Origin of the sequence: Rhizobium cauense (genome assembly GCF_019511525.1) — a bacterium.
Taxonomy (GTDB): domain Bacteria; phylum Pseudomonadota; class Alphaproteobacteria; order Rhizobiales; family Rhizobiaceae; genus Rhizobium; species Rhizobium cauense.
The window spans coordinates 236,743-262,018 of sequence record NZ_JAEUAT010000002.1 but is presented as its reverse complement, the minus strand read 5'-3'; the positions used below and the strand labels follow the sequence as shown (position 1 = coordinate 262,018).

The 25,276-nt window shown below is 59.9% G+C and carries 20 protein-coding genes and 1 other annotated feature; of the genes, 10 read left to right on the top strand and 10 right to left on the bottom strand.

Annotation, left to right across the window (positions count from 1 at the left end):
* The first annotated feature begins 44 nt into the window (after positions 1 to 44).
* The 3 genes from JNB88_RS04400 to JNB88_RS04390 all read left to right on the top strand — a co-directional run bounded on the left by JNB88_RS04400 (position 45) and on the right by JNB88_RS04390 (position 2,347).
* Positions 45 to 503: an RDD family protein gene (locus JNB88_RS04400; RefSeq protein ID WP_220354452.1), complete on the top strand. Its 459-nt coding sequence runs from the start codon at positions 45 to 47 to the stop codon at positions 501 to 503.
* Positions 504 to 682: 179 nt separating this feature from the next.
* Complete coding sequence (locus JNB88_RS04395) at positions 683 to 1,459, top strand: arginyltransferase (RefSeq protein ID WP_037134680.1); 777 nt, start codon at positions 683 to 685, stop codon at positions 1,457 to 1,459.
* Entirely contained in the window at positions 1,460 to 2,347 is an 888-nt protein-coding gene (locus tag JNB88_RS04390) for a DMT family transporter (RefSeq protein ID WP_220354451.1), read from the top strand.
* Here the strand turns inward: JNB88_RS04390 and JNB88_RS04385 are convergent.
* Positions 2,286 to 2,795: an SRPBCC family protein gene (locus JNB88_RS04385; protein ID WP_223217075.1), complete on the bottom strand. Its 510-nt coding sequence runs from the start codon at positions 2,793 to 2,795 to the stop codon at positions 2,286 to 2,288. The genes JNB88_RS04390 and JNB88_RS04385 overlap by 62 nt on opposite strands.
* Positions 2,796 to 2,952: 157 nt before the next feature.
* Positions 2,953 to 5,208, bottom strand: a complete 2,256-nt coding sequence (gene parC, locus JNB88_RS04380) for a DNA topoisomerase IV subunit A (RefSeq protein ID WP_220354449.1) — start codon at positions 5,206 to 5,208, stop codon at positions 2,953 to 2,955.
* Positions 5,209 to 5,445: 237 nt separating this feature from the next.
* Between parC and JNB88_RS04375 the strand changes: the two genes are divergently transcribed.
* The gene (locus tag JNB88_RS04375) at positions 5,446 to 6,633 is read left to right on the top strand and encodes a YdgA family protein (protein WP_220354448.1); all 1,188 of its coding nucleotides are present in this window, start codon (positions 5,446 to 5,448) and stop codon (positions 6,631 to 6,633) included.
* Positions 6,634 to 6,686: 53 nt separating this feature from the next.
* Here JNB88_RS04375 and JNB88_RS04370 read toward each other — a convergent pair whose 3' ends face one another.
* Entirely contained in the window at positions 6,687 to 8,168 is a 1,482-nt protein-coding gene (locus tag JNB88_RS04370) for a SulP family inorganic anion transporter (RefSeq protein WP_220354447.1), read from the bottom strand.
* A 66-nt stretch (positions 8,169 to 8,234) separates the two neighbouring features.
* Positions 8,235 to 8,290 (bottom strand) — a sequence feature (sul1 is cis-regulatory element that is thought to sense ions involved in sulfur or methionine metabolism; They are found in Alphaproteobacteria).
* Positions 8,291 to 8,382: 92 nt separating this feature from the next.
* Positions 8,383 to 10,176 (bottom strand): aspartate--tRNA ligase, encoded by a 1,794-nt coding sequence (aspS, locus tag JNB88_RS04365; protein ID WP_220354446.1) that lies wholly within the window; start codon positions 10,174 to 10,176, stop codon positions 8,383 to 8,385.
* 266 nt (positions 10,177 to 10,442) lie between these two features.
* Between aspS and JNB88_RS04360 the strand changes: the two genes are divergently transcribed.
* The 4 genes from JNB88_RS04360 (at position 10,443) to JNB88_RS04345 (ending at position 15,680) form a co-directional block, all read left to right on the top strand.
* Positions 10,443 to 11,834: a multicopper oxidase family protein gene (locus JNB88_RS04360; RefSeq protein ID WP_220354445.1), complete on the top strand. Its 1,392-nt coding sequence runs from the start codon at positions 10,443 to 10,445 to the stop codon at positions 11,832 to 11,834.
* 83 nt (positions 11,835 to 11,917) lie between these two features.
* Positions 11,918 to 13,063 carry a ribonuclease D gene (rnd, locus tag JNB88_RS04355; protein ID WP_037134664.1) on the top strand — a complete coding sequence of 382 codons (1,146 nt, stop codon included), beginning with the start codon at positions 11,918 to 11,920 and terminating at the stop codon, positions 13,061 to 13,063.
* A 145-nt stretch (positions 13,064 to 13,208) separates the two neighbouring features.
* Entirely contained in the window at positions 13,209 to 14,276 is a 1,068-nt protein-coding gene (locus tag JNB88_RS04350; protein WP_037134662.1) for an adenylate/guanylate cyclase domain-containing protein, read from the top strand.
* Between the two features lie 45 nt (positions 14,277 to 14,321).
* The gene (locus tag JNB88_RS04345) at positions 14,322 to 15,680 is read left to right on the top strand and encodes an esterase-like activity of phytase family protein (RefSeq protein ID WP_220354444.1); all 1,359 of its coding nucleotides are present in this window, start codon (positions 14,322 to 14,324) and stop codon (positions 15,678 to 15,680) included.
* Between the two features lie 96 nt (positions 15,681 to 15,776).
* Here JNB88_RS04345 and JNB88_RS04340 read toward each other — a convergent pair whose 3' ends face one another.
* The 6 genes from JNB88_RS04340 to JNB88_RS04315 form a co-directional block, all read right to left on the bottom strand.
* Positions 15,777 to 16,397, bottom strand: coding sequence for a YdeI/OmpD-associated family protein (locus tag JNB88_RS04340; RefSeq protein ID WP_220354443.1), 621 nt, complete (start codon positions 16,395 to 16,397; stop codon positions 15,777 to 15,779).
* A gap of 194 nt (positions 16,398 to 16,591) precedes the next feature.
* Entirely contained in the window at positions 16,592 to 17,551 is a 960-nt protein-coding gene (locus JNB88_RS04335) for a DMT family transporter (RefSeq protein ID WP_220354442.1), read from the bottom strand.
* Positions 17,552 to 17,619: 68 nt separating this feature from the next.
* Entirely contained in the window at positions 17,620 to 19,143 is a 1,524-nt protein-coding gene (ppx, locus tag JNB88_RS04330; protein WP_037134655.1) for an exopolyphosphatase, read from the bottom strand.
* A gap of 12 nt (positions 19,144 to 19,155) precedes the next feature.
* Entirely contained in the window at positions 19,156 to 21,360 is a 2,205-nt protein-coding gene (locus JNB88_RS04325) for an RNA degradosome polyphosphate kinase (protein WP_220354441.1), read from the bottom strand.
* 65 nt (positions 21,361 to 21,425) lie between these two features.
* Complete coding sequence (gene hdaA / locus JNB88_RS04320; protein WP_220354440.1) at positions 21,426 to 22,139, bottom strand: DnaA regulatory inactivator HdaA; 714 nt, start codon at positions 22,137 to 22,139, stop codon at positions 21,426 to 21,428.
* Positions 22,136 to 23,257, bottom strand: a complete 1,122-nt coding sequence (locus JNB88_RS04315; protein ID WP_220354439.1) for an AI-2E family transporter — start codon at positions 23,255 to 23,257, stop codon at positions 22,136 to 22,138. Before JNB88_RS04315 ends, hdaA begins: the two co-directional genes overlap by 4 nt.
* A 246-nt stretch (positions 23,258 to 23,503) precedes the next feature.
* Here JNB88_RS04315 and purM point away from each other — a divergent pair, with 246 nt between their 5' ends.
* The gene (purM, locus tag JNB88_RS04310; RefSeq protein WP_220354438.1) at positions 23,504 to 24,577 is read left to right on the top strand and encodes a phosphoribosylformylglycinamidine cyclo-ligase; all 1,074 of its coding nucleotides are present in this window, start codon (positions 23,504 to 23,506) and stop codon (positions 24,575 to 24,577) included.
* Positions 24,574 to 25,248, top strand: a complete 675-nt coding sequence (gene purN / locus JNB88_RS04305; RefSeq protein ID WP_220354437.1) for a phosphoribosylglycinamide formyltransferase — start codon at positions 24,574 to 24,576, stop codon at positions 25,246 to 25,248. Before purM ends, purN begins: the two co-directional genes overlap by 4 nt.
* Positions 25,249 to 25,276 lie beyond the last annotated feature (28 nt).

The window sequence follows — 25,276 nt, the reverse complement described above, 5'->3', positions numbered from 1 at the left end:
GATACCATATCAGCGGCATCGCTTCTCGAAAGGAGACCGCTAAAATGACGCTCACCCCCAACCCGCTCTATGCCGCACCGGACGACTGGCGCGCCTATAGCGGCACGCTGAGCCGTCGTGTCTTCGCGTTCATCCTGGATTACGTGATCATCCTGCTGCTCTGCATTCCGGCAGCGGTCTTGCTCTTCTTTCTGTCTATCGTGACGCTTGGGTTGGGATTCTTTCTCTATCCAGCGTTGTTCGTGATCGTTGCCGGCCTCTATTTCGGTTTTACCGTCGGCGGCTCCAGTCAGGCCTCCCTCGGCATGCGGGCGATGGGGATCGCGATCATGCGCGTCGACGGACAACGGATGGATTTTCTGTTGGCGATCGTGCACCTGGCGCTTTTCTGGATCCTGAACTCAATTCTGACCCCGCTGATTCTGCTGGTCGGCCTTTTCACCGAGCGCAGCCGCCTGATCCACGACTTTCTGGTAGGTACGGTCACCGTACGCACTGCCTAACCAGCTTTACAATAAGCTAAAATAAACGCCGCTCCCGGCCTTTGCCGGGAGCGTCCCGACACCATATCCCAAAGTATGACGCTCGACAGTGGTTCCTCAAACGGCCCCGCTGTTGACGTTTTTTATTCTTAAGTCATCCTACTACATACGCAGCGAACCGAAGGAATTCTCGGCACCAGATGAATACGCAGACAACGCCATCCCCGCAGTTTTACCTGACGGCCCCGGCTGCCTGTCCCTATCTGGCCCATGAGATGGAACGCAAGGTTTTCACTCATCTTGTTGGCCCGCGCGCTGCGGAGATGAACGACATCCTGACGCAAGGCGGCTTTCGCCGGTCGCAGAACATTGCTTACCGCCCCGCCTGCGAGGCCTGCCGCGCCTGCATCTCCGTGCGGATCCTCGCCCAGGAGTTTCAGCCCACGAAGTCCATGAAGCGGGTGCTGGCGACGAATGCGGATATTATCGCCACGGAGTTCCCGGCTCAGCCTTCCAGCGAGCAGTATTCGCTGTTCCGGCATTATCTCGACTTTCGGCACCAGCAAGGCGGAATGTCCGACATGACCGTGCTCGACTATGCCATCATGGTCGAGGATACGCATGTAAACACCAAGATCATCGAGTATCGGGTTCGCGAAGAGGGATCCGGCCTCGAAGAGCGCCCGAAAGGCGAGCTCGTGGCGGCAGCCCTTACGGACAGGATGAGCGACGGCCTGTCGATGGTCTATTCCTACTTCAACCCTGACTTGGACCGCCGCTCGCTCGGCACGTTCATGATTCTCGACCACGTCAGGCGCACAAAGGCCTTGGGTCTCCCGCACGTCTACCTCGGTTACTGGGTTCAAGGATCGCGGAAAATGGACTACAAGACGCGCTTCCAGCCGCAGGAGCATCTCACTTCACGCGGCTGGGAACGTTTTGATCCCTCCACGACGCCTGAAAGCACACGCTACTAAATGCACCTTCCTGCCCTTTCCGATCATCGGAAGGGTCTGCTGCTGACAGCAGTCGGCGGTCTGGCTCTTTCGATGGACATTCCGCTCGTGCGCCTCGCCCACGGAGACATGTGGTCGATCCTCGGTATCCGTAGCATCACGACGGTTGCTGTCACTCTGCTCGCGATTTGTCTGATCAGATACATCAAGGGGGCTTGGCCGGTTCTCGTTCCTGGCCGGCACGGGGTCGCAGCCGGGCTGCTCTACGGCTGCTCCACGCTGACCTTCCTGCTCGCCGTCTTCAACACGGCGACTGCCAACGTCGTCTTCATCGTCGCTTTCAATCCGATGTTCGGAGCGCTCTTGTCGTGGCTGTTCCTGAAGGAGCGCCCCGCCGCATCCACGCTCGTCACAATGGCTGTCATGGTGGTGGGAGTTGGCCTGATCGTCCACGACGGCTTGGCGGGCGGTCATCTATTCGGCGACGCGATGGCGCTTCTCAGTGCCCTTATCCTCGCGTCGGCCATTACGCTCGGCAGGGCGTCGCGACGGGACATGGGTTTCGTGCCTCTGCTGGCCGCCGCCCTGCCCGCCGCGCTCGGCTTCGCGAATGCCTTGCCGAGCGGCCTCGCCATCGAACATCCTGCGTGGATCATCCTCAACGGGGCAGTTCTGATGCCAATCGCCTTTTGGTGCTTGGCCACCGGACCACGGTATCTCTCAGCACCCGAGGTCGGCATGTTCTATCTGCTCGAAACCATCCTGGCTCCGATCTGGGTATGGCTGATCTTCGCGGAGGCTCCGCCGACGATGACACTCATCGGCGGCACAGTCCTCGTTTGCGCGATTATGGCGCACTCGCTTTGGATGGTTCGAGCGAAGGCTGCGAGACAATCTCTGGCACATTGACGACTTGCATCGCCTCAAGCTCGCGTTCCAGCCCGCTCATCACATGAGCCCAGCCCTGTCGCGTCTGCTCTTCAAGGTGGCTCCATTCAGCGCACATCTCGTGCGAGAGCGTCAGCCGCGTGCCTTCGGCCAGCGGTTCGATGTCGATCTGGATTCTGTCCGCGTTGTGGTCATGCTCAGCGGAAGAGAAGCAGAAGACCATTCGACGCGGTCGGCGCAACTCCAGAAATACGCCGTAATGCACCGCATCGCCTGTGGGACGCCGGTCGATAACGAGAAAATGACCGCCAACCTTCGGATCGATGTCGGCACGGATAACCCGGCCTTCGTCACTCGCGAACAAAAAGCGTTTTGCAATCTGAGGGTTCAGCCATGCGTCATAAACGGCGCAGGGCAATGCATGGAATGTATGCGCAACGTTCAAGGTGATGGTATTGCAAGCACTCATCAACATTCCTCCATGATCGGACATGGTGCCTGGTTAGGGGCGACCATACACGACCATTCCGTCCGCCTGCGGAATGATGTCTGTCCATGTTGTGATTACTGGACAAATTAGAGGGGCTACCTCGCTCGCCAAGAGCGAGGCGCGGAATTATTTCGCCTTAACCGGCGAACTTGCCACTGCGCGGGAAACCCTTGGGGACAGTCCGGCCGGCGGTCGCACGGTCAGCGAGCCACTCGGCGAGTTCGTCCTTGCGCTTCGTGAAGGTGCGTCCAGCGCTATCTTCCCATACGAGCCCGTCCGCAATCGCGAAGCACCGGACGTCCGAAATGCCGCCGTCCTTGTAGCGCTGCAGGCGAACGCCCTTGCCGCGCCCCATTTCGGGCACCTGCGCCAGCGGGAAGACGAGTAGCTTGCGGTTCTCGCCGACAACGGCGACATGATCCCCACTGACGGGAACGATCAGTTTCGTTTCGTCTGGCATGGAGACGTTCATGATCTGCTTGCCCTTGCGGGTATTGGCCACCATGTCGGCCTCAGCAACAACGAAGCCGTTGCCGGCAGTCGAGACGATCATCTGCTTGCGGGCAGGATCATGCACGAAGGCGGTCAAGACGTCCTGATCGTTGTCCATATCGATCATGATGCGCAGCGGCTCACCGTGACCACGACCGCCGGGCAGTTTATCGCCGCCGAGCGTGAAGGCCTTGCCGCCTGTCGTGATGATCAGGATCTTGTCGGTCGTCTGCGCCGGGAAGGCAACCTTCAGCGCATCGCCTTCCTTGAAGGTCAGGGATGCGGTGTCGGAAATGTGCCCCTTCAGCGCGCGGATCCATCCCTTCTCTGATACGACGACGGTGATCGGTTCCTTCTCGATCATCGCCTGCTGGATCGCCTGCTCGTCGGCCTCGGGCGCATCGGCAAACTGGGTGCGACGGCGGCCGAGATCTGTCGCCTTCGCGAACTTCTTCTTCACCTCGCCGATTTCCCAGGCGACGGTCTGCCACTGCTTTTCTTCCGATGCCAGAAGGGCTTCGATCTCGCCCTTCTCCTTCATGAGTTCGTCGAACTCGGTGCGGATCTCGAACTCCTCGAGCTTGCGCAACGACCGCAGGCGCATGTTCAGGATCGCTTCGACCTGGTTGTCGGTCAGTGACCAGCGCGCGATCATCACGGGCTTCGGCTCGTCCTCTTCGCGGATGATACGAATGACCTCATCGATGTTGAGGTAGGCGATCAGCAAGCCGCCGAGAATTTCGAGGCGCCGGTCGATTGCGGCCAAGCGGAAGCGCGAACGCCGCTGCAGCACTTCGCGGCGGTGGTCGAGCCACTCCTTCAACACCTCGTTGAGTGCCATCACCCGCGGGATGCGGCCCATCGAGAGAACGTTCATGTTCAGCGGGAACCGGCTTTCCAGCTCCGTAAGCTTGAACATGGATTCCATGAGGATCGTCGGATCGACCGTGCGGTTCTTCGGAACCAGCACGACGCGGACGTCTTCGGCAGACTCGTCGCGGATATCCTCGAGCAGCGGCAGTTTGCGCGCCAGCAGGAGCTCTGCGATCTTTTCAATCAGGCGAGACTTCTGCACCTGAAAGGGAATTTCGGTGACGACGATCTGGTAACCGCCCCGTCCGAGATCCTCGGTCTCCCACTTGGCGCGCGTACGGAAGCCGCCACGGCCAGTCTTGTAGGCCTCGATGATGCTTTCGCGACCATCGATGATGATGCCGCCGGTCGGGAAGTCCGGACCGGGAATGAACTCCACCAGCTTTTCGACGGTCGCGTCGGGATGCTTGATGAGATGAAGTGCGGCGTCGCAAAGTTCATGGACGTTGTGCGACGGAATGGACGTCGCCATGCCGACCGCGATGCCGGAGGAACCGTTCGCGAGCAGGTTCGGGAAAGCGCCCGGCAGGACGACAGGCTCTTCGTCTTCTTCGTTGTAGGTCGGACGGAAATCGACAGCATCCTGCTCGATGCCGTCGAGCAGGAGACCTGCCACATCGGTCATGCGGGCTTCGGTATATCGGTAGGCAGCAGCGCTGTCGCCATCGATGTTGCCGAAATTGCCCTGCCCGTCGACGACGGGGTAACGCTGCGAGAAATCCTGCGCCAGGCGCACCAGCGCATCGTAGACAGATTGGTCGCCATGCGGATGGAACTTACCGATGACGTCGCCGACGATACGGGCACATTTCTTGAACGCGGAATTGGGCCGGATGCCCATCTCGCTCATGGCGTGAATGATACGGCGATGCACCGGCTTCAGACCGTCGCGCACATCGGGGAGCGCACGGTGCATGATGGTCGACAGCGCATAGGCAAGGTATCGCTCTTCGAGCGCCGCCTTCAGATCAACCGGAAGGATACTATCGTCGTCTCCGCCAGAGGGCGGCAAAATCTCTTGTCCCATACGTCCTGACTAGCCGAGAAGACCCCGTTGAGCAAGGATTCCGGGCATTCCGGCTGTGGACGAAGTCTTGGGAATGCACGAAAAGAACGGTCGAAGACACTTTGCCTGAATTTGGTCGTTGTTTCGTTTTCCCTTCAACACAAATTTAGAAATCCGCAAATATAAACCGCCATCGAACCACAGTAGACCGGCGACGAATTCTCGCTCGCCGTTCAGCACGCCACCAGGGGACCCCAGATGACTTTTTATCGGACGACACGGCTGATGCTTTCGGGAGCGGCCTTTCTTTCCCTCGCCGGCTCGGCATTCGCGCTCGACGGTCAGGATCTGCTGAAGAAGATCAATGCGGCGTACAGCCAGCAGGGCGGTACGATCGTTGCCGACGGCGTCGATGTCGACGGCACGACCGTGACGCTGAAGAAGGCAAGCTTCAAGGCGAACAGCGGCGAAGCTGTTTCCATCGGCGATATCACCATGACCGGCGTCGAAGAAGACGAAGACGGCGGATACTATGTCGAGGAAGCGTCCTTCCCGAATGTCAGCGCGAGCAGTGACGGCTCCACCTTCACGGCCACCGATCTGAAGCTCAGCGGTATTTCGATCCCCGCAGACCCCAAGGGCGAAGGGCTCGATTCCATGCTGCTCTACGAGAACGCGCACAGCGGCCCTGTAAGGGTTGTCCAGGACGGCGCCGAGCTGTTCTCGATTGCCGAAAGCGACATGAACCTGACGCTTCGCGAAGACGAGTCCGGTTTCGATTTCGATGGTGTCTTCAAGGGGCTGAAGGCCGACCTCAGCAAGACGACAGATGCCCAGAGCAAGGAAGCGATCGACAAGCTCGCCCTCCAGCACATCCAGGGCGATATCACGATGAAGGGCTCCTGGGACCTGACGCCCGGCACGATTGACGTGTCGGAATTCGCCTTCGACTTCAGCAATATCGGCAAGCTGAACCTCGGCTTCAAGATCTCCGGCTACACGTTGCCCTTCGTCAAGTCGCTGCAGGAAGCCGCCAAGCAGGCTGAAGCCAACGCCAACAAGGAAGAGGCACAGCAGGCCCTCGGGCTCTCGATGCTCGGACTGATGCAGCAGCTGTCGTTCGAAAGCGCGCAGATCCGCTTTGACGATGCTTCCATCACCAAGCGCGCGCTGGACTACGCCGGCAGCCAGCAAAACATGTCCGGACAGCAGATGGCGGATTCGCTGAAGGCGATGACGCCGATCATGCTGGCGCAACTCAACATTCCCGAACTGCAGAACGCCGTGTCCGCAGCAGTCAACACGTTCCTCGACGACCCGAAGAACCTGACACTGGCCGCCGCGCCGGCAAAGCCCGTTCCGTTCCCAATGATCATGGGCGCGGCGATGGGCGCACCGAACACGCTGCCGCAGGTTCTCGGCGTGAAGGTTACCGCCAACCAGTAAGGCCTCAAGGCCTCAAGGGAAGAAAGCCCGGCTCAATGCCGGGCTTTTTGCGTTCAGTGCGCGGCAGCGGAACCCAGAGCATCCTTGTCGTGTGTTGCAAAGCGGTCGAGCATATTGGCGCTTGCCTCGTTCAAACCTCGAACGTCCACAGCTACGCCACGCCGACGGTATCTCAGGACGATCTTATCAAGTGCTCCGACGGCAGTGATGTCCCAGAAGTGCGCCGCGCTGACATCGATCGTTACGGATCGAACCGGCTCGTCGAAATCGAAGGCTGCCGCGAAGCTTTCTGCCGATGCGAAGAACAGCTGACCATCGACAATGTATGTCCGGGCTTCGCCGTCTTCGCTTATCCGCGAGCGCACATGGAAGAGCTTTGCAACCTTCCCCGCAAAGAAAACACCGGAGAGAAGCACCCCCACCAGCACCCCCTTCGACAAATCGTGCGTCGCAACGACCGTGACCACCGTTGCCAGCATGACCGGTGACGATGACGGTGGATTACGCCTGATCTCAAGGATCGAGCGCCAGGAGAACGTGCCAATCGAAACCATGATCATGATGGCAACCAGAGCCGCCATCGGCACGACACGCAGGATATCGTCTAGGACAAGCAGCAGAAGCAGCAGGAACGATCCGGCGATGAACGTCGACAACCGACCACGACCGCCGGAACTGACGTTGATGACCGACTGGCCGATCATCGCACAACCGCCCATGCCGCCGATCAGGGCCGAGGCAATATTGCTGGCGCCCTGCCCATAGCACTCCCTGTTCTTGTTGCTTTGCGTGTCTGTCATGTCGTCGACGATCTGAGCAGTCAGGAGCGACTCGAGGAGCCCCACGGCAGCGAGGCCGATCGAATAGGGAAAGATGATGCGCAGCGTTTCGAACGTGAACGGCACCTGCGGAATCGTGAATACCGGCAGACTTGTCGGCATCTCGCCAAGATCGCTGACGGTACGAACATCGAGCCCCAGAACGATGGTGGCAGCCGTCAAGACGGCAATCGCCACGAGGGGCGATGGGATCACCTTGGTTGCGTAGGGGAAGAGATAGATGATCGCCAGCGCTGCCGCGATCATGACATAGGTCGTTTGCGGCATGCCGATCAGTTCTGGCAACTGTGCGACGAAGATCAGGATCGCCAGAGAGTTCACGAAACCCGTCATGACCGACCGGGAGACGAACCGCATGAGCCGTCCAAGCTTCAACAGGCCGGCAACAAGCTGGAGGACGCCCATGAGGATCGTCGCCGCAAAGAGATATTGCAGCCCATGCTCACGCACCAGTGAGCCCATGAGGACAGCGGTGGCAGCCGTTGCCGCCGAGATCATCCCCGGACGGCCACCGAGAATGGCCGAAACGCAAGCAATCGCCACGGAGGCAAAGAGGCCGACTTTCGGATCGACGCCGGCGATGACGGAGAAGCCGATGGCTTCGGGGATCAGTGCGAGGGCAACGACGATGCCGGACAGTATGTCGCCACGAATGTTCGAGAACCATTCGCGCTTGTAAGCGGAAATCTTGTTCATGTTGGATTTTCGTATAGTTCAGCGCACCGGATGAGAAACCGGTTCAACATATTGGAGGATGTTGTGCGTTGTCTGGCGGATCGGCGGCCAGAAGAGCCACCCGGAGTTTCACCGGGTCCGGGGCGAATCCCTCAACCTATAGAGGCCGCTTTTTTCTCGTGCAACATGAAAAAAGCCCGGCTCAAGCCGGGCTTTTTGTTTTGATTGGCCAGGATCAGTCTTTCTTGACCGGGGGGATCGGGCGGATCGCCAGTTCGCGCAGCTGGGTCGGCGTTGCCGGCGTCGGTGCGCCCATCAGAAGGTCCTGTGCCTGCTGGTTCATCGGGAACAGCGAGATTTCGCGCAGGTTCTTGGCGCCGACGAGCAGCATGACGATACGGTCGATACCGAAGGCAGCACCACCGTGCGGAGGCGCGCCGTACTGGAAGGCGCGGTAAAGGCCGCCAAACTGCTCCTCGACTTCCTGTGCCGACTTGCCGGTCAGTTCAAACGCCTTGACCATGACCTCCGGAAGCTGGTTACGGATAGAGCCGGAAGCGATTTCAAAGCCGTTGCAGACAGCATCGTACTGGTAGGCCTTGATCGTCAGCGGATCCTGATTCTGCAGCGCATCGAGGCCGCCCTGCGGCATCGAGAACGGGTTGTGAGCAAAGTCGATCTTCTTTTCGTCTTCCAGCCACTCGAAGAACGGGAAGTCGACGATCCAGCACAGCTCGAAGCGATCCCGGTCGATCAGGTTCAGTTCGTCGGCAGCGCGGTTACGGGCCTCGCCTGCGAACTTGTAGAACTTGGACGGCTCCCCGGCGACGAAGAAGCAGGCATCGCCTGCATCGAGGCCGAGCTGCGTGCGGATCGCTTCTGTGCGCTCTTCACCGATGTTCTTGGCGAGCGGGCCGGAGCCGCCGATCTTGCCGTCTTCTTCCTTCCAGAAGATGTAGCCGAGGCCGGGCTGGCCCTGGCTCTGCGCCCAGGCGTTCATGCGGTCGCAGAATGCTCTGGAGCCGCCGGTCTTGGCCGGGATCGCCCAGATCTCGACCTTCGGGTTTGAGGCGATCATGCCTGCGAAGACCTTGAAGCCGGAGCCGGCGAAGTGATCGGTGACGGCTTCCATGACGATCGGGTTGCGAAGGTCCGGCTTGTCGGAGCCGTACTTGCGGATCGCTTCGTCATAAGGAATACGCGGCCATTCCTTGGTGACCGGCTTGCCTTCGGCGAATTCCTCGAAGATCGAGGTCATCATCGGACCCATGGTGTTCCAGATGTCTTCCTGCTCGACGAAGCTCATTTCGAGGTCGAGCTGGTAAAATTCGCCCGGCAGGCGGTCAGCGCGCGGGTCTTCGTCGCGGAAGCACGGCGCGATCTGGAAGTAGCGATCGAAACCGGCAACCATCAGCAGCTGCTTGTACTGCTGCGGCGCCTGCGGCAGGGCGTAGAAGGTGCCGGGATGAATACGCGACGGTACGAGGAAGTCGCGCGCGCCTTCCGGCGAGGAGGCCGTCAGGATCGGGGTCGTGTATTCGGTGAAGCCGGCACCGCCCATTTCGCGGCGCATGGCCGAGATGACCTGCGTGCGCTTTACGATGTTCTTGTGCAGCGTTTCGCGGCGCAGATCGAGGAAGCGGTACTTGAGGCGAACATCCTCAGGATAATCCGGCTCGCCGAAGACGGGCAGCGGCAACTCCTTGGCGGCGGAGAGGACTTCGATCTCCTGCGCGTAGAGTTCGATCTCGCCGGTCGCCATGTTCTTGTTGACGGTGTCTTCCGTACGCGCCTTGACAAGGCCGTCGATGCGGATGACCCACTCGCCGCGGACCAGTTCGGCCTGCTTGAACGCCGGCGAATCCGGATCGGCAACGACCTGGGTGATGCCGTAGTGATCGCGAAGGTCGATGAAGAGAACGCCGCCATGGTCACGAACGCGGTGGACCCAACCGGAAATCCGGACGGTCGAGCCAACATCCGTCTTGCGGAGGGCTGCACATGTGTGGCTGCGGTAACGATGCGTCATCTGAATTCCCGGTATCTGGCTTGAAGACGGCAGCAGGGGCTCCAAAGGCTCTCCGGCACCGACAAGAAAATCGGGCGGAAAAGCGCATGGACCGCCTGATTTGTCAAGACTTGGCGCATAGCGCACGCGCGTTGCGACGGCTTTATAGCACGCATGCAACCGTCTCATCGAGAAAGCCGTGCGGCAGTTTGGCAGGCCTGCGCCATATTGCTGAAGCTTGCGGTCAACTTTAAAGAGGAACGACATTGTCCCCGCGGAGTTTCACAATGCCCGTTCTCACTCGCCGCAATCTGCTGAAAGCCTCCGCCGTCGCAGGGGCTTATGGCGTCGGGATTGGCGTTGCCGGCAAGTTCGGACTGGCGGAAGCGGCGCCGGAGCCGGAAGTGCTGAAAGCGGCGAGGACGACGGCCAGCATCGCCGATTCAGGTGTAACGAAAGACATCATGACCTGGGGCGACGGCGGCATGCCGCCGGTGCTCCGGATGACCAAGGGCAAGCCATATGCAGCGAGGCTGACGAATACGCTCGACGAGCCGACGACGATCCACTGGCATGGTTTGAGAATCGCCAACAAGATGGACGGCGTGCCGTTCATGACGCAGCCCTACGTCTATACCGGCGACAGCTTCGACTATGCCTTCACGCCGCCGGATGCCGGCACCTTCTGGTATCACCCACATTGCAATACCTTGACGCAGATGGGGCACGGAATGACGGGGGTTCTGGTGGTCGAGGATCCGGCCGATCCGACCTTCGACGCCGAAGTCGTGCTCAATCTGCGTGACTGGCGCCTCGGTGGCGACGGTCAGTTCATTGCGCCGTTCCGACCGCGCGATGCGGCCAAGACCGGCACCTACGGAACAGTCCGGACGGCCAACTGGCATCAGGAGCCGCAATATGATGCGCCAGCTGGTGGCCTGATCCGGCTGAGGATTGCGGTAACCGACGTCACCCGCATCTTCTCGCTGAAGATGGAAGGGGCGGAGGCGACGGTCATTGCGATCGACGGCAATCCCGTACCAAAGCGCTTTCCGCTCGACCTGCTTTTGATCGGTCCCGGCCAGCGTCTCGATCTCGCCGTGCGCATGCCCGATAGCGAGGGCGCGATTGCGACGCTCGAGGACATCAGGGGCACCACACCCAAGACAATCGCCAAGCTCAGGGCTGTCGGAGCGTCGTTGAAGCGCAATGTCGGCGATCTTGCAGAGCTCGGCGAAAACCCGGTCGCCAAAGCCGATCTCTCTTCCGCCCAGAAGATCCCGCTCATATTAAGCGCCACGGCCGAAAGCGCACCCGCTGATAGCATCTGCGGCACCCTTGGCTACAGCTTCTGGGCTATCAACAAGGTCCCGTGGCCGGGCGACACGCCCGACCCGACTGCGCCGCTGGCCGAATTGAAGCTCGGCAAGAGCTACATCCTGCAGCTTGAGAACGTGACGCCGCACACGCATCCCATCCACCTGCACGGCATGAGCTTCACCGTGCTTTCGTCGTCGACGCGAGAGGCCCTGCCCCTTGTAAGCGATACCTATCTCGTCCAGCCCGACGAAAAGGTGCAGCTCGCCTTCGTTGCCGACAATCCGGGCGACTGGTTGCTGCATTGCCACATCATCGAGCATCAAAAGACCGGTATGACCAGTTATGTTAGAGTTGTTTGATCGGTCTTTGCGGGTTCTAGTTGACATATCCGGCCGAAAGGAGAAGGAAGGTTCAACTATGTCTATCCTGCGAATGAATTGAGATGATCGAAACAACCGCCGATTTGGAGGCGGCCTGCAAAGAGCTGGCCAAGTCAGAATTCATTACCATCGACACCGAGTTTCTCCGAGAGACGACGTTTTGGCCGGAACTCTGCTTGATCCAGATGGCAAGTCCGACGACGGAAGCGCTGGTTGATCCTCTGGCGAAGGGGCTCGACCTCAAGCCGTTCTTCGAGCTGATGGCAAATCCTGATGTCCTGAAGGTCTTTCATGCAGCGCGCCAGGACATCGAAATCATCTACAACAGGGGCGGTCTCATTCCGCACCCGATCTTCGACACCCAGGTTGCCGCGATGGTTTGCGGCTTCGGCGATTCCGTCTCCTACGACCAGCTCGTCAGCCGCACGAAGGGCGTACAGATCGACAAGTCTTCGCGCTTCACCGACTGGAGCCGGCGGCCGCTTTCCGAAAAGCAGCTGGACTACGCGCTGGCCGACGTGACGCACTTGCGCGACGTTTACCTCTATCTCAAGGCCGAGCTCGAACGCGAGGGGCGCTCCTCCTGGCTCCGGGAGGAGATGGATATCCTCGAAGCCCGCGAGACCTACGACATGCATCCTGATGATGCGTGGCAACGTCTGAAAATGCGCCTGCGCAAGCCGCAGGAGCTTGCGATTTTGAAATTTGTGGCGGCCTGGCGCGAACGCGAGGCGCGCTCCCGCAACGTGCCGCGCTCGCGTGTGCTGAAGGACGACGCGATCTACGAGGTCGCCCAGCAACAACCGAAGGACGCCGAAGCGCTCGGCCGGCTGCGTACGATCCCCAAGGGTTGGGAACGGTCGGCGGCAGGCAGCGCCGTCGTCGAGGCCGTCAACGCCGCGCTTGCCTTGCCGAAGGCTGACATGCCGCATGCTCCACGGCAGACGCAGCCACCTGAGGGCGCCGCCGCGGCGGCGGAACTGCTGAAGGTGCTGCTAAAGCTGATCTCGGAAAAGCACGGCGTTGCACCGAAGGTCATCGCCAACAGCGAGGATCTCGATCGGATTGCCGCGGAGGGCGAGAAGGCCGAAGTCGCAGCGCTTCACGGCTGGCGCCGCGAGCTGTTCGGCGAGCCTGCACTGCAACTCATCCAGGGCCAAGTTGCCCTGCGCTTCGTCGGCAAGAAGGTCGAGACGGTAGCTCTCTAGCTGCCATAAGCCCGACGTTTTTGAGAGCATAGTGCTTCGTGGTCGATTCGACTGCGGAATCAGGTGCAGCGCGCCTTACGAAAACGCCCGACCTTTCCTATATGCCAAGGCATATCGGGCTAGATATCAGGGCGAAAAGGACTAAATGCGGGAAATATCTCCGGTCCAGAACTGGCTACTCATCGCGCTCGTGATCGCGGCGAGCGGCGTCCTGTACGATATGCGCTTCTACGGAGGCCATCCCTTTGTCGGCGCAACCTTCGCACTTGCCATCGGGATGCCGATCATCGCATTCGAGCGCAAGGTGATCCTGCGTTCGCTCTATCGCCGAATGCAGGCACTCCCGACGCTGACGTTCTTCCTTGCGGAGATCTTCGTCTACGAGATCCTGATGAGCGTCGGATTTGCGGTTGCCGGTCTGTCGATGTGGTGGCTTGGCGTCTTTCATCCGGCGTCATGGGTGGATGCAGTCGTCCTGCCGTTCGAAGCGTTTCTGTATGCACTCGCTGTATGTGCGCTCATCATCTTCGTGCTTCGGATACGCGAACTGCTGGGGCGCGACATCTTCATGAATATGCTTTTCAGTCGCTACCGGAAGCCGATCAGCGAGGAGCGCGTCTTTCTCTTCATCGACCTGGTGGATTCAACCGCCTTTGCCGAAAAGCACGGCGACCTTCGGGCGCAGCAGATGCTCAGTTCTCTGTTTGCCGCCTTCGCCGAGCCGGTCAGGAAGTACAAGGGTACCATCGACGACTATGTCGGCGACGCCGCAATCATCAGCTGGCCACTGGAGCGCGGAATAAAGTTCGCACGCTGCGTGAACTGCATCTTCGATATCATCAGTGAGATAGAGGCCGACGCCGAAAGCTGGCTGAAGACTTACGGTCAGGTCCCTCGCCTGCGCGCAGCCCTGCACGGCGGCACTGTTATCACGGCCGAAATCGGCGTCGATCACCACAAGATCACCTATTTCGGTGACACGGTGAACACGACGTCGCGGCTTGAATCACTCTGCAAGACGTTGAACCGCTCCGTCCTGATCTCCTCCGATCTCGCCCAGCGGATCAAGATGCCGGAAACGGTATCTGCCCAGGATCTCGGAAGCCACGCCGTCAAGGGCCGGGGCCAGAGCCTCGGTGTGATAGCCCTCGTCAAGGCGGACAACCACAAGACGTCACCAAAGCTTCACGCAAGCGTCAACGCGCCGACATGAAAGCCTTGCTAATCGAGACCCGCATTCCATCCTTTGGGGGTTTCGATGAAAAATACTCTACTTGCTTCCGTTTCATTTCTCCTTTTGATCGCCGGCTCGGCTGCTGCCGACCAGCAGGAGTTTCCAGCCAAGCTCGCAGGCCAGGTCATTTTGCCCGCCAACACGCTTGTCGCGGCTCCCGCCGACGCACCAGAGTTCCTCAAGCATTCCGGCAAATTCACAACGGCCGACCGCAAGCGCACCGAAGCCCTCGGGACAGTTCCCGGCAAGGATGGAGCGCGCGTCACGGATCTGAAGCTTCCTCTCGACGGCCAGCCGATCCAGGGATTCTCCGGCATCAAGACCATGGCTGACGGCACATTCTGGACACTCTCCGACAACGGCTTCGGCTCCAAGGCAAACTCCAGCGATGCGATGCTTTTCCTGCATCACGTGAAATTCGACTGGCAGACGGGCAAGGTAGAGGTCGTCAAGAACCTTTTCCTCTCCGACCCCGACAGGAAGGCTCCCTTCCCGATCGTGCTGGAGGGTGCTGAAAAGCGCTATCTCACCGGCGCGGACTTCGACATCGAATCTGTTCAGCCCGTGGCCGACGGCTTCTGGATCGGCGACGAGTTCGGACCCTATATCCTCAAATTCGACACGGAAGGCCGCCTGACCGACGCGATCTCGACCACCGTCGACGGCAAACCGGTCCTCTCCCCAGACAATCCGGTCCTCGCCGTTCAGGCAAACCCGGCCGCCAAGATGCCGGTCTTCAACCTGAAGCGCTCGGGCGGCTTCGAGGGTCTTGCCATGTCGAAGGACGGCAGCAAGCTCTACGGGCTTCTGGAAGGTGCTCTATACCAGGATGACGGCAAGATGGAGTCGGTCGATGGCCACACTGCCATCCGCGTCATCGAATTCGACATCGCTTCCAAGAGCTGGACGGGCCGCAGCTGGTTCTATCCCTTCGAGGACAAGGGCGTTTCGATCGGCGACTTCAACATGCTTGACGATACGACCGCGCTCGTCATCGAACGTGACAACGGCGCTGGCACGAAGGACAAGGCCTGCGCCGACCCCAAGCAGCCGAAGCCGGATTGCTTCGAGGCACCTGCCGAACTCAAGCGCATCTACAAGATCGAGTTCAACGACGCCAACGTCGGCAAGGCTGTTCGCAAGGTCGGCTACATCGACCTCCTAAATATCAAGGACCCCGACAACAAGAAAAAGGCCGGCAGCAAGGATGGCATCTATGACATGCCATTCGTGACGATCGAAAACGTCGACCGCGTCGATGCCACGCACATCGTCGTCGGCAACGACAACAACCTGCCCTTCTCTGCCGGGCGCGCTGTCGACAAGGCCGACAATAACGAGTTCAGCCTGCTCGAAGTCGGCGAGCTGCTGAACGCGAAGTAAGTTTACGCAGCAAGAAGGCCCCGCTTAGGACGGCGGGGCCTTTTCACGAAGTGCGCGGCAGGCAGCCAGAAACTGGCCCCTGTTAGCAAATTTGAACTACCGCTCGGTTGCGCCCTTTCCGGCGAGAATGTGATCCCGGAACCTGGCGATCCGCGTTGTTCGCGTTTCCGACTTCTTCACCCCGTTGAGATTGATCACGTAGCTTTTCTGCCGGCCCGGTGTCAGATCGTGAAACGCCTCGGCAAGCTCAGGGTCGGAATCCAGCGCCTCCACCAACTCCTCAGGCAAGTCGACCTGGCCTTGCCCCTTCGGCGGCTTGATGCCCGCCTCGGCATAGCCCATCGCTTCCTTCAAGTAAGACCGGATAACAGGCTCCATCTTCGCGACCTGCGCATTGTCCACAAAGCGAAGCATATCGGGATGCTGGGTGTTCGGCCCCTGCTTCTCAAGGGCGCCCTGGGGGTCCTTCAGCAGTGCTGCATTGAAGAAAGTCAGGCGAAAATCTCCGCGGAAGGCGCCTAGTATCGCGATGTTGCGGCCTTCGTGCATGTAGCAGGGATGCGCCCACTTCACCGTCTCGACGAGATCCGCCTCACGACAGATCCGGCGGAGCTCGTTCAGGCCGTCGATCCACTGCCGCGTCGAACAGTCCGGTGTCGCGAAGCGTTCGCAGCGTCCGCATCCTTTCGTGAAAAAGTCTTCGATGTCCGTGATCATGTCTCTCGCTCAGATTCCATTCACAAGGTTGGCTGCTCAGTTGACGCATACCAAATCAGTACGTCAACTTAGGGCCGAATTTTTTCGAATGCGACGCAGGCGATCAACCCAAAGCATCCCCCAGCAGAGAGAAGCTGGCGGTCAGCGCGTCCCAAGCGGTTCGCCTGACGTACACGGTAGCCCACACCTCAGGCCTATGCGGCTTGTGTCTTCGGCTTCAGGAAGATGATGAGAAGCAAGCCGGCGACGATGAGTGCTGCGCCTTCGAGATGATAGCGTTGCAACTGCTCACCGAGGATCAGGTAGGCAAGCACTGCGATGAAGATCGTCTGAATGTAGAGGAGCACGCCCGCCCGAGCAGCACCCAAGGCCTCGATGCTGCGATTGAAGAGATAGTACATCACCGCCCCGCCGGGGATCGCGACATAAGCGAGTGCGATAAGTCCGCTGGCGTTCAGCGTCGAGCGTTCGTCGGAGAAAAGTTCGAAGAGATAGAAGGGTAGCGCGGTCAGCACTGCTGCGCCGAGAAGCAGCACCAGGAGCGCAAGGCGATTGACATCGAACTTTGCCCGGCGGAGCAGGACGGTATAGAGGCTGAAGCAGAACGCACCGGCGACAATCCACAGTTCGCCAGGATTGAAGTCGAGGCGCATCAGCGCGGCTGGGCTGCCCTTGATGATGATGACCACGATGCCGAAAAAGGCCAGGATCGACCCGATGACCTGCCAAGGCCCCATGGGTTCAGCCAGAAACAGGCGCGCAAGGATCATGGTGATGATCGGGATCAGGGCGATGATGATGCCAGCCGTGGTAGCGTCCGCGTGCTCCAGACCGACAAAAATCATGCCTTGGCAGATCGCGAGCCCCACTCCGCCGATGGCAAGCAGTTCGAGAGGGCGCGCTCGCGCCAGCGCGAGCATGGCGCCGAAATGCCGGCGTACGATCGGCATCAGGATCGCCCAGGCGATCAGCACGCGCCAAAAGCAGAGCGCCCAGGGCGGCATCTCGGCGGAAACCCATTTCGCAGCGATATAGACGCCAGCCGACAGCAGCCAACAAAGGATCCCGACGGAATAGGCGCTGGCAAGCGAATTGCCTGTCGCCTGTTCCGTCCCGACTGTATCGCGGTGGACAGCCAAGACATGTATCGCCATGGCTCAGTTATGCCACAATTCGCGTCGGCTGGACAGAAGGCGGCAGAGTTTCGCCTGTCAGACGAATGCTACTCGAAGCGGAAGGCCAAACGCTTGTTGGTCAACTTGGAGAGCTGCTGGAGGCGCCCCTCGAGGCGTTCGCCGGCAAAGTCGTGATATTCCGCCGGAACCACGAACTCCAAATCGAGATCGGGATTGGTCGACTTTCGGAATGTCAGATTGCGCACGATACCGGGCATGGATGCCGAGAAGAGATAGACGACGCGCAACATTCCACCGAGCAGTTTGGCACGCTCGATATATTGTGGCGTAGCAATCGCGGCCAAAGGACCAGTCGCACCATCGTCGTGCGGCCCTTCAAACCGGTAGTAGTTGGTGAGCGCGATAAAGGCACGGCCCGGATGGCTGATGCCAACAAAGGACGAATGAGCGATGATATTCAGCGCCTGCAGGCCGCGATAGTCAGGGTGCGCGCGCCAGCTGATATCCGCCAGGAGACAGGCAGCCTGGCGATAGCGCGCTTCCTCTTCCGTTTCGGTTATGCCGAAGTAGGGCATCATGTGGCCGGTCCAGTCCGCCAACTCTCGCGCGTGCTCCGGCGAGCGGGCGCGCAGGATGGCGAGTTCACCGGCTGCCGCCAGCAGCGGATCGCTGCGGCGCTCGTTCTCCGAGAGCAAGGAATACAGGTAGCCTTCGCGCACGCCCTGGCCCGAGAATGAGATCACGGACGGCTTCATCGCGCTCAGGACTTCCTTCATAGCGACCGCACCGAAGGGAAGCAGCGCGCGGCGATGCTTCGAGACGGCCATCCATGCAGGATCCTTGGAGTCCTTGGCAATCTCCACCTGATCCAGAAATTGCATCATCGCCTCGAGCGAAACCTCATAGCCCTGCATCATGTGCAGCGGATACTGTGTCATTTCCATATGGAGCTTGGCGATATTTCGCCAGGTGCCACCGACGGCGTAGAACGTGCGCCCCGCCCCATTTGCCAGCAGCTTGGCGCTGGTTCTCACATGCTTGCGGGCAAAGGTTCTGGCCTTGTCCAGCGACCCACCGGCATATTCGGACAGGCGAAGGCCGCCGAGCGGCAAGGTAATCCCCTTGCCGATTGACTTGCCCTTGATGTCGATAAGTTCGAGCGAACCACCGCCCAGGTCACCCGCAATGCCATCGGGTTCATAGAAGCCGCTGACAATGCCGAGCGCGGAGAATTTCGCCTCCTCCTCACCGGAGAGAACCCGGACCTTGCGCTGGAGAATGACCTCTGCCTGATGAATGAAGTCAGGGCCGTTCGATGCCTCGCGGGCGGCCGCGGTCGCCAGCACATACATGGTGGCGGCGCGCGCCTGATCGGACAGTGCCTTGAACCGATGCAAGGCCGCCAATGCCCGCTCGACGCTTGCCTCGTCCATCTTGCCGGTCAGCGCGATGCCCTTGCCCAGACCGCACAACACCTTCTCGTTGAAAAGGATCGTCGGCGATCGGGACATGCCTTCATAGATGACCACACGGATCGAGTTCGACCCGATATCCACAACGGAGACCGGGGCAATCCCTGGAAGGCGCCCCTGGGCTTCTGATTCAACCATGCAGGTCCAATATTACTTGTTGTTCCGGCCGGAAAGGAGCCCGGCAATCAGCTTGGGTGCACTGGACTTCAAAGCTTCACCGCGGCCGGACAGGCTGGGATTCGTCATGAAGTACTGTTGCGCATTGAACGGCTCTTCGCCCTTGCGCACCTCCATGCGCCTGGACGTTCCGTCGGGCAATATCTCGTAGCTTTGCTGATTGTCAATGATATTGCCGAGCATAATCTGCGACAGGACCTGCTCGTGAACCGTTGGATTGGTCAACGGAACAAGGGTCTCGACACGGCGGTCGAGGTTACGCGGCATCATGTCGGCCGAGCCGATATAGACGAGCGCCTTGTCGGACGGCAGCCCGTGACCGTTGCCGAAGCAGAAGATGCGGCTGTGCTCCAGGAAGCGCCCGACGATCGACTTCACGCGGATATTGTCGGACAAGCCGGGCACTTGCGGGCGCAGGCAGCAGATGCCGCGGATCACGAGATCGATCTCAACACCGGCGCGGCTCGCCGTGTAGAGCGCGTCGATGATCTCCGGATCGACCAGCGAATTCATCTTCATCCAGATCGCTGCAGGCGCGCCTCGCTTGGCATGCTCGATCTCTTCCTCGATATGACGAACGATGCGCGAGCGAAGCGTGTAGGGAGAAACGGCGAGCTTCATGCTCTCTTCCGGCTCGCCATAGCCGGTGATGAAGTTGAAGATGTTCGCCATGTCGTGTGCAATCACCGGGTTGCAGGTGAAGAACGACAGGTCGGTGTAGATCTTCGCGGTAACCGGATGATAGTTGCCGGTACCGAGATGGCAGTAGCTGCGGAGCTTGCCTTCCTCGCGCCGAACGACCAGCGACATCTTCGAGTGGGTCTTCAACTCGATGAAACCGAAGACGACCTGCACGCCAGCACGCTCCAGGTCGCGTGCCCAGCGGATATTGGCCTCCTCGTCGAACCGTGCCTTCAGCTCGACCAGGGCGGTGACCGATTTGCCGGATTCGGCCGCATCAATCAGTGCTCGGACGATCGGGCTGTCGTTCGAGGTACGGTAAAGCGTCTGCTTTATCGCCAGTACGTCAGGATCGCGCGCAGCCTGGAGCAGAAACTGGACCACCACGTCGAAAGATTCATAAGGGTGGTGAACCACCATGTCCTTTTCTCGGATGGCAGCGAAGCAGTCGCCTGCATGCTCACGGACGCGCTCGGGAAATCGCGCATTATAGGGCGGAAATCTAAGGTCTTCGCGGGGCGCCTTGGTGATTTCGGAAAGCGTATTTAGGGCGAGCAGACCCGGCAGGACGGCGACCCGGTTTTCCGGAACGCTGAGCGCCTGAACGACGAATTGGCGGAGCGAGGCCGGCATCTCGGAATCGGTCTCGATGCGGATCACCGATCCGCGTCGGCGGCGCTTAAGCGCTGTTTCAAAGAAGCGCACGAGGTCTTCGGCTTCTTCCTCGACTTCAATATCGCTGTCGCGGATGATGCGGAAGGTACCTGAGCCTTGCACCTCGTAGCCCGGATAGAGCCGGTGAATGAAGATGTTGGCGACGTCCTCTAGCGTGATGTAGCGGATCGTATTGCCGTCATCAGGTAAGCGAACGAACCGGTCGAGTGCCGGCGGGAGGCGCAGCAGTGCCGTCATCGGCTCGCGGCCGTTCTTGCTGACAAGCTGCAGACCGATCGAAAAGCCCAGGTTCGGGATGAAAGGGAACGGGTGGGCCGGGTCGATCGACAGCGGCGTCAAAACGGGGAAGATCGCCTGCTCGAACTCTGTTGCGAGCCAGGTACGATCGGATGCACTGAGAGCGCCCGGACGGACGATCAGGATGTCCTCTTTCGCAAGGTACTGCTGGAGCACCGCAAGCGATGCCTGCTGCTCCATCTGCAGGTTGTCGATTTCCTGAAGGATGGCATCGAGCTGTTCGGCGGGCGTCTTGCCGTCGGGCGTACGCACGACAATATTCTGGCGCACCTGCCCCTCAAGGCCGGCAACGCGCACCATGAAAAATTCGTCGAGGTTTGCCGCAGAGATAGACAGGAAGCGAACGCGCTCAAGCAGCGGATGCTCGGTGTTCAGCGTTTCTTCAAGAACACGGCGGTTGAACTGTAACCACGAGAACTCGCGATTGATAAACCGTTCGGGGCTCGCGAGCAGTTCTTCCAGCGGCGGCACACTCCCATTGTTCGCGGGAATAGGTTCGTGATGCTCCGCAACTGCGCTATCCATGGTCTGATTGCCCCGTTTCATTCGGCCCAGCGAATTATATCAGTTTCACGACGGAACTGTGACAGTCAATCAACCGGTTCGGAATTACCCAATTCATTCAACACTTCAGCGGCAAGAGTTCGGGTAATCTTTGTACCGCGTGAAAGGGCGAGCCGGTCCAGCCTGTCCACGATCGTCTGCGCCGCATTCAGCGACCGTTCCATCCGGTTGACGATATAAAGCACAAGTTTGTCGTCTATATAAAGCTGACGGTCGGCAAACAGCTTGACGATGACTTGTGACAGCAATTCCTCGTCAGGCTCGCCGATCTCGACAACTGTCGCCGCCTTCAGCCGCGAGCGCAGGTCGGGCAGTTGCACGGGCCACGACATCGGCCAGAGCCGGCTTGTCATCAGTAGGCTGTGACCGTTTTCCCGCACACTGTTGATGACATGGAAAAGCTCGTTGTCGTCGAAACCACGCCGGTCGACATCCTCGAACAGAACCGCGCCGTTGGCTGCATCAACAGCGGCGTTGGCACCCGCCTTCGGATGAATCTCAATCGCACTGCTGTGATCTTTCCATATGTTCGCCAGGTGCGTTTTTCCGGAACCGACCGGCCCGGCGAGGATCACCACCGGTGACGGCCAGTGCGGCCACGCATCGACGATCGACACGGCCGCGGCCAATCGTTCGGAGATCAAGAGATCATCACGCCCGGTTGCGGCATCGTGCGAAAAGGCCAAGGGAAGCTGCTCGACGGCATTGCGCCTTGAACCAGCGTTTTTCACATCAGTCATTTAGGGTCAGCTTTTGTCTTGCCGACGTGGCCATTCTTCGACCTGCCGGCATAGAGATCGCTATCAAGGTAGCGTGAAAGGGCAAAACGAACAAGCACGCCAACAGCCGCGGCGGCCGGTACAGCGACGAGCAGGCCAACAAAGCCGAACAGCGCGCCGAAGGCAAAGAGAGCAAACATCAGCCAGACCGGATGTAGCCCGACACTGTGCCCCACCAGCTTGGGCTGCAGGATATTGCCTTCCATGAACTGCCCGCTGAAGAACACGGCGAGCACTGCGCCTACCCAGATATAGTCGGGCCAGAACTGGACAATGGCCACACCAACGGCAAGAACGAGGCCGACCAGCGACCCAACATAGGGAATGAAGCTGATCATGCCCGCAAACAGGCCGATCAGAAGGCCAAAGTTCAAGCCAACCAGCGACAGGCCGACCGCATACCAGATACCCAGGATGAGGCAGAGCGAGCCCTGGCCGCGGATGAACCCGGCGATCGCCTGATCGATCTCGCGCATGATCTGGTGGACGTTGGCCACATAGTCGCGCGGAATGTACTGATCGACCTTGGCGATCATGCGATCCCAATCGAGCAACATGTAGAAGGCCACTACAGGCGTGACGATCATCAGTGAGATCACGTTGACGACGGCAAGGCCGGAACTCCACACCTGACCGAAGAGACCGGTGAGCAAGCCAAATCCCTGCGACAGTATTTCGGAGAAATTATTCTTGATCGTTCCGAGTTGGCTTTGCACCCAATCCGGCATCAAGGAATTCTGGGACTGCACGATGAAGGTCTGCAACTGATCGATGTAGCCTGGCAGACGGCCAGCGAAGTCGCTGAACTGGCTCGCCAAAACCGGTATCAGGATCATCAATGCGAGTACAATAAGAACGACGAACGCAATCAATATGACGATCGTCGCCATCAGGCGGCTCAGCCCAAGGCGCTCCAGCCGATCGGCAACCGGATCGAGGAAATAGGCGAGCGCCATGCCTGCGAGAAACGGCAGCAGGATCGAACTGAAAACGAAGAGAAAGCCGATAAAGAAGGCGAGCACGATCAGCCAGAAGATCACCTGGCGCTTCAGACCTGCCCCGCTAACCTGCTGTGGCATCACATTCCCCGCTGATCGACTGTCTCGATTTTTCGCATCATAGCGATGCAACCTTTCGAGCACATAGGATGTGGCCGAGAGAATGGTCAACCCCGACGCTAAAAATCCAGAGGGCCTGCGTCAAAAGAGCGGGAAATTGGGGCTTTTTCCATGCAATCGCTTGCATGTAGGCCCGTGTCATGCAATGGCGACCCGCATATCGAGGCGGTGACATTTCCCGCCCCCGCGCAGCCATCGGAGAGCAGCATGAGCCAGTCTGGAAAAAACGGCCTGACCTATAGCGACGCAGGCGTCGACATCGATGCCGGAAACCTTCTGGTGGAGAAGATCAAGCCCGCCGTGCGCTCGACGCGCCGCCCCGGCGCGGATGGCGAGATCGGTGGCTTCGGCGGCCTGTTCGATCTCAAGGCTGCAGGCTTCACCGATCCGGTTCTCGTTGCTGCCAATGACGGCGTCGGCACCAAGCTGAAGATCGCCATCGACGCCGATTATCACGACACTGTCGGCATCGATCTCGTTGCCATGTGCGTCAACGATCTGGTCGTCCAGGGTGCGGAACCGTTGTTCTTCCTCGACTACTTCGCGACAGGCAAACTCGATCCCGACCAGGGTGCGGCAATCGTCGAGGGCATTGCTGCCGGCTGCCGCGACGCGGGCTGCGCGCTGATCGGCGGCGAGACCGCCGAGATGCCGGGCATGTATTCCTCGGGCGACTATGACCTTGCAGGCTTTGCCGTCGGTGCGGCCGAGCGCGGCCAGTTGCTGCCGTCGGGCGACATCGCAGAAGGCGACGTCATCCTTGGCCTCGCCTCGTCAGGCGTTCACTCCAACGGCTTCTCGCTGGTGCGCAAGATCGTCGGCATTTCGGGCCTCGCCTGGGATGCTCCGGCTCCATTCGCGGAAGGCAAGAGCCTTGGCGAAGCGCTGCTGACGCCGACCCGCATCTATGTAAAGCCGCTCCTGAAGGCCATTCGCGAAACCAAGGCCATCAAGGCATTGGCGCACATCACCGGCGGCGGCTTCCCGGAAAATATTCCGCGTGTACTGCCGAAGCACCTCGCAGCCGAGATCGATCTGGCTGCCGTCAAGGTACCGGCCGTGTTCTCCTGGCTTTCCAAGACTGGCGGCGTTGAAGCCAACGAAATGCTGCGCACCTTCAACTGCGGCATCGGCATGATCGCAGTCGTTTCGGCCGAGAATGTCGCGACGGTTACCACCGCGCTCGAAGCTGAAGGCGAGACGGTCGTAACGCTCGGCCGGATGATCGCGCGCGCCGAAGGTGCAGGCGGTACGGTTTACAAGGGTACGCTCGCCATATGACGTCGCCGCGCAAACGCGTCGTCGTCTTCATCTCCGGCGGCGGTTCCAACATGATGGCGCTGGTCGCAGCAGCCAAGGCTGCCGACTTTCCGGCTGACATCGTCGGCGTCATCTCTGACAGGGCCGACGCCGGCGGGCTTGCCAAGGCGGCGGCCGAAGGCATCCCAACCTTTGCTTTCGTCCGCAAGGACTATGCGAGCAAGGAAGCGCACGAGGAGGCGATCTTTGCCGCACTCGATCAGCTTTCGCCCGACATTCTTTGCCTTGCAGGCTACATGCGACTGCTGAGCGGCACCTTCATCCAGCGCTACGAGGGACGGATGATCAACATCCACCCATCGCTGCTGCCGCTGTTTCCCGGCCTGCACACGCATCAGCGCGCGATCGATGCCGGGATGCGGATCGCCGGCTGCACCGTGCATTTCGTCACCGAAGGCATGGATGAGGGACCGGTTATCGGTCAGGCGGCCGTCCCAGTCCTTTCGAGCGACAGCGCCGACAGCCTGGCTGCCCGCGTGCTCACCGTCGAGCATCAGCTGTATCCGCAGGCGCTGCGGCTCTTTGCTGAGGGCAAGGTGAAGATGGAGGGCGGCAAGGCCGTCAGCACCGACGCTGCGGCAGCGCCGGCGGAACGCAACAGCGTTATCTCGCTGATCGGCGAAGGCGCCTGAAGCACCCGCCCTGCTCTAATTCTCTGTT

Excerpts from the sequence above, each read along its gene's own strand:
- aspS (WP_220354446.1), bottom strand. The coding sequence starts at position 10,176 with ATGACGCATCGTTACCGCAGCCACACATGTGCAGCCCTCCGCAAGACG.
- JNB88_RS04350 (WP_037134662.1), top strand. The coding sequence starts at position 13,209 with ATGCGGGAAATATCTCCGGTCCAGAACTGGCTACTCATCGCGCTCGTG.
- JNB88_RS04360 (WP_220354445.1), top strand. The coding sequence starts at position 10,443 with ATGCCCGTTCTCACTCGCCGCAATCTGCTGAAAGCCTCCGCCGTCGCA.
- JNB88_RS04345 (WP_220354444.1), top strand. The coding sequence starts at position 14,322 with ATGAAAAATACTCTACTTGCTTCCGTTTCATTTCTCCTTTTGATCGCC.
- JNB88_RS04400 (WP_220354452.1), top strand. The coding sequence starts at position 45 with ATGACGCTCACCCCCAACCCGCTCTATGCCGCACCGGACGACTGGCGC.
- JNB88_RS04385 (WP_223217075.1), bottom strand. The coding sequence starts at position 2,795 with ATGAGTGCTTGCAATACCATCACCTTGAACGTTGCGCATACATTCCAT.
- ppx (WP_037134655.1), bottom strand. The coding sequence starts at position 19,143 with ATGGTTGAATCAGAAGCCCAGGGGCGCCTTCCAGGGATTGCCCCGGTC.
- JNB88_RS04390 (WP_220354451.1), top strand. The coding sequence starts at position 1,460 with ATGCACCTTCCTGCCCTTTCCGATCATCGGAAGGGTCTGCTGCTGACA.
- parC (WP_220354449.1), bottom strand. The coding sequence starts at position 5,208 with ATGGGACAAGAGATTTTGCCGCCCTCTGGCGGAGACGACGATAGTATC.
- JNB88_RS04370 (WP_220354447.1), bottom strand. The coding sequence starts at position 8,168 with ATGAACAAGATTTCCGCTTACAAGCGCGAATGGTTCTCGAACATTCGT.
- JNB88_RS04340 (WP_220354443.1), bottom strand. The coding sequence starts at position 16,397 with ATGATCACGGACATCGAAGACTTTTTCACGAAAGGATGCGGACGCTGC.
- rnd (WP_037134664.1), top strand. The coding sequence starts at position 11,918 with ATGATCGAAACAACCGCCGATTTGGAGGCGGCCTGCAAAGAGCTGGCC.
- JNB88_RS04325 (WP_220354441.1), bottom strand. The coding sequence starts at position 21,360 with ATGGATAGCGCAGTTGCGGAGCATCACGAACCTATTCCCGCGAACAAT.
- JNB88_RS04335 (WP_220354442.1), bottom strand. The coding sequence starts at position 17,551 with ATGGCGATACATGTCTTGGCTGTCCACCGCGATACAGTCGGGACGGAA.
- JNB88_RS04375 (WP_220354448.1), top strand. The coding sequence starts at position 5,446 with ATGACTTTTTATCGGACGACACGGCTGATGCTTTCGGGAGCGGCCTTT.
- hdaA (WP_220354440.1), bottom strand. The coding sequence starts at position 22,139 with ATGACTGATGTGAAAAACGCTGGTTCAAGGCGCAATGCCGTCGAGCAG.
- JNB88_RS04395 (WP_037134680.1), top strand. The coding sequence starts at position 683 with ATGAATACGCAGACAACGCCATCCCCGCAGTTTTACCTGACGGCCCCG.
- purM (WP_220354438.1), top strand. The coding sequence starts at position 23,504 with ATGAGCCAGTCTGGAAAAAACGGCCTGACCTATAGCGACGCAGGCGTC.
- JNB88_RS04315 (WP_220354439.1), bottom strand. The coding sequence starts at position 23,257 with ATGCCACAGCAGGTTAGCGGGGCAGGTCTGAAGCGCCAGGTGATCTTC.
- purN (WP_220354437.1), top strand. The coding sequence starts at position 24,574 with ATGACGTCGCCGCGCAAACGCGTCGTCGTCTTCATCTCCGGCGGCGGT.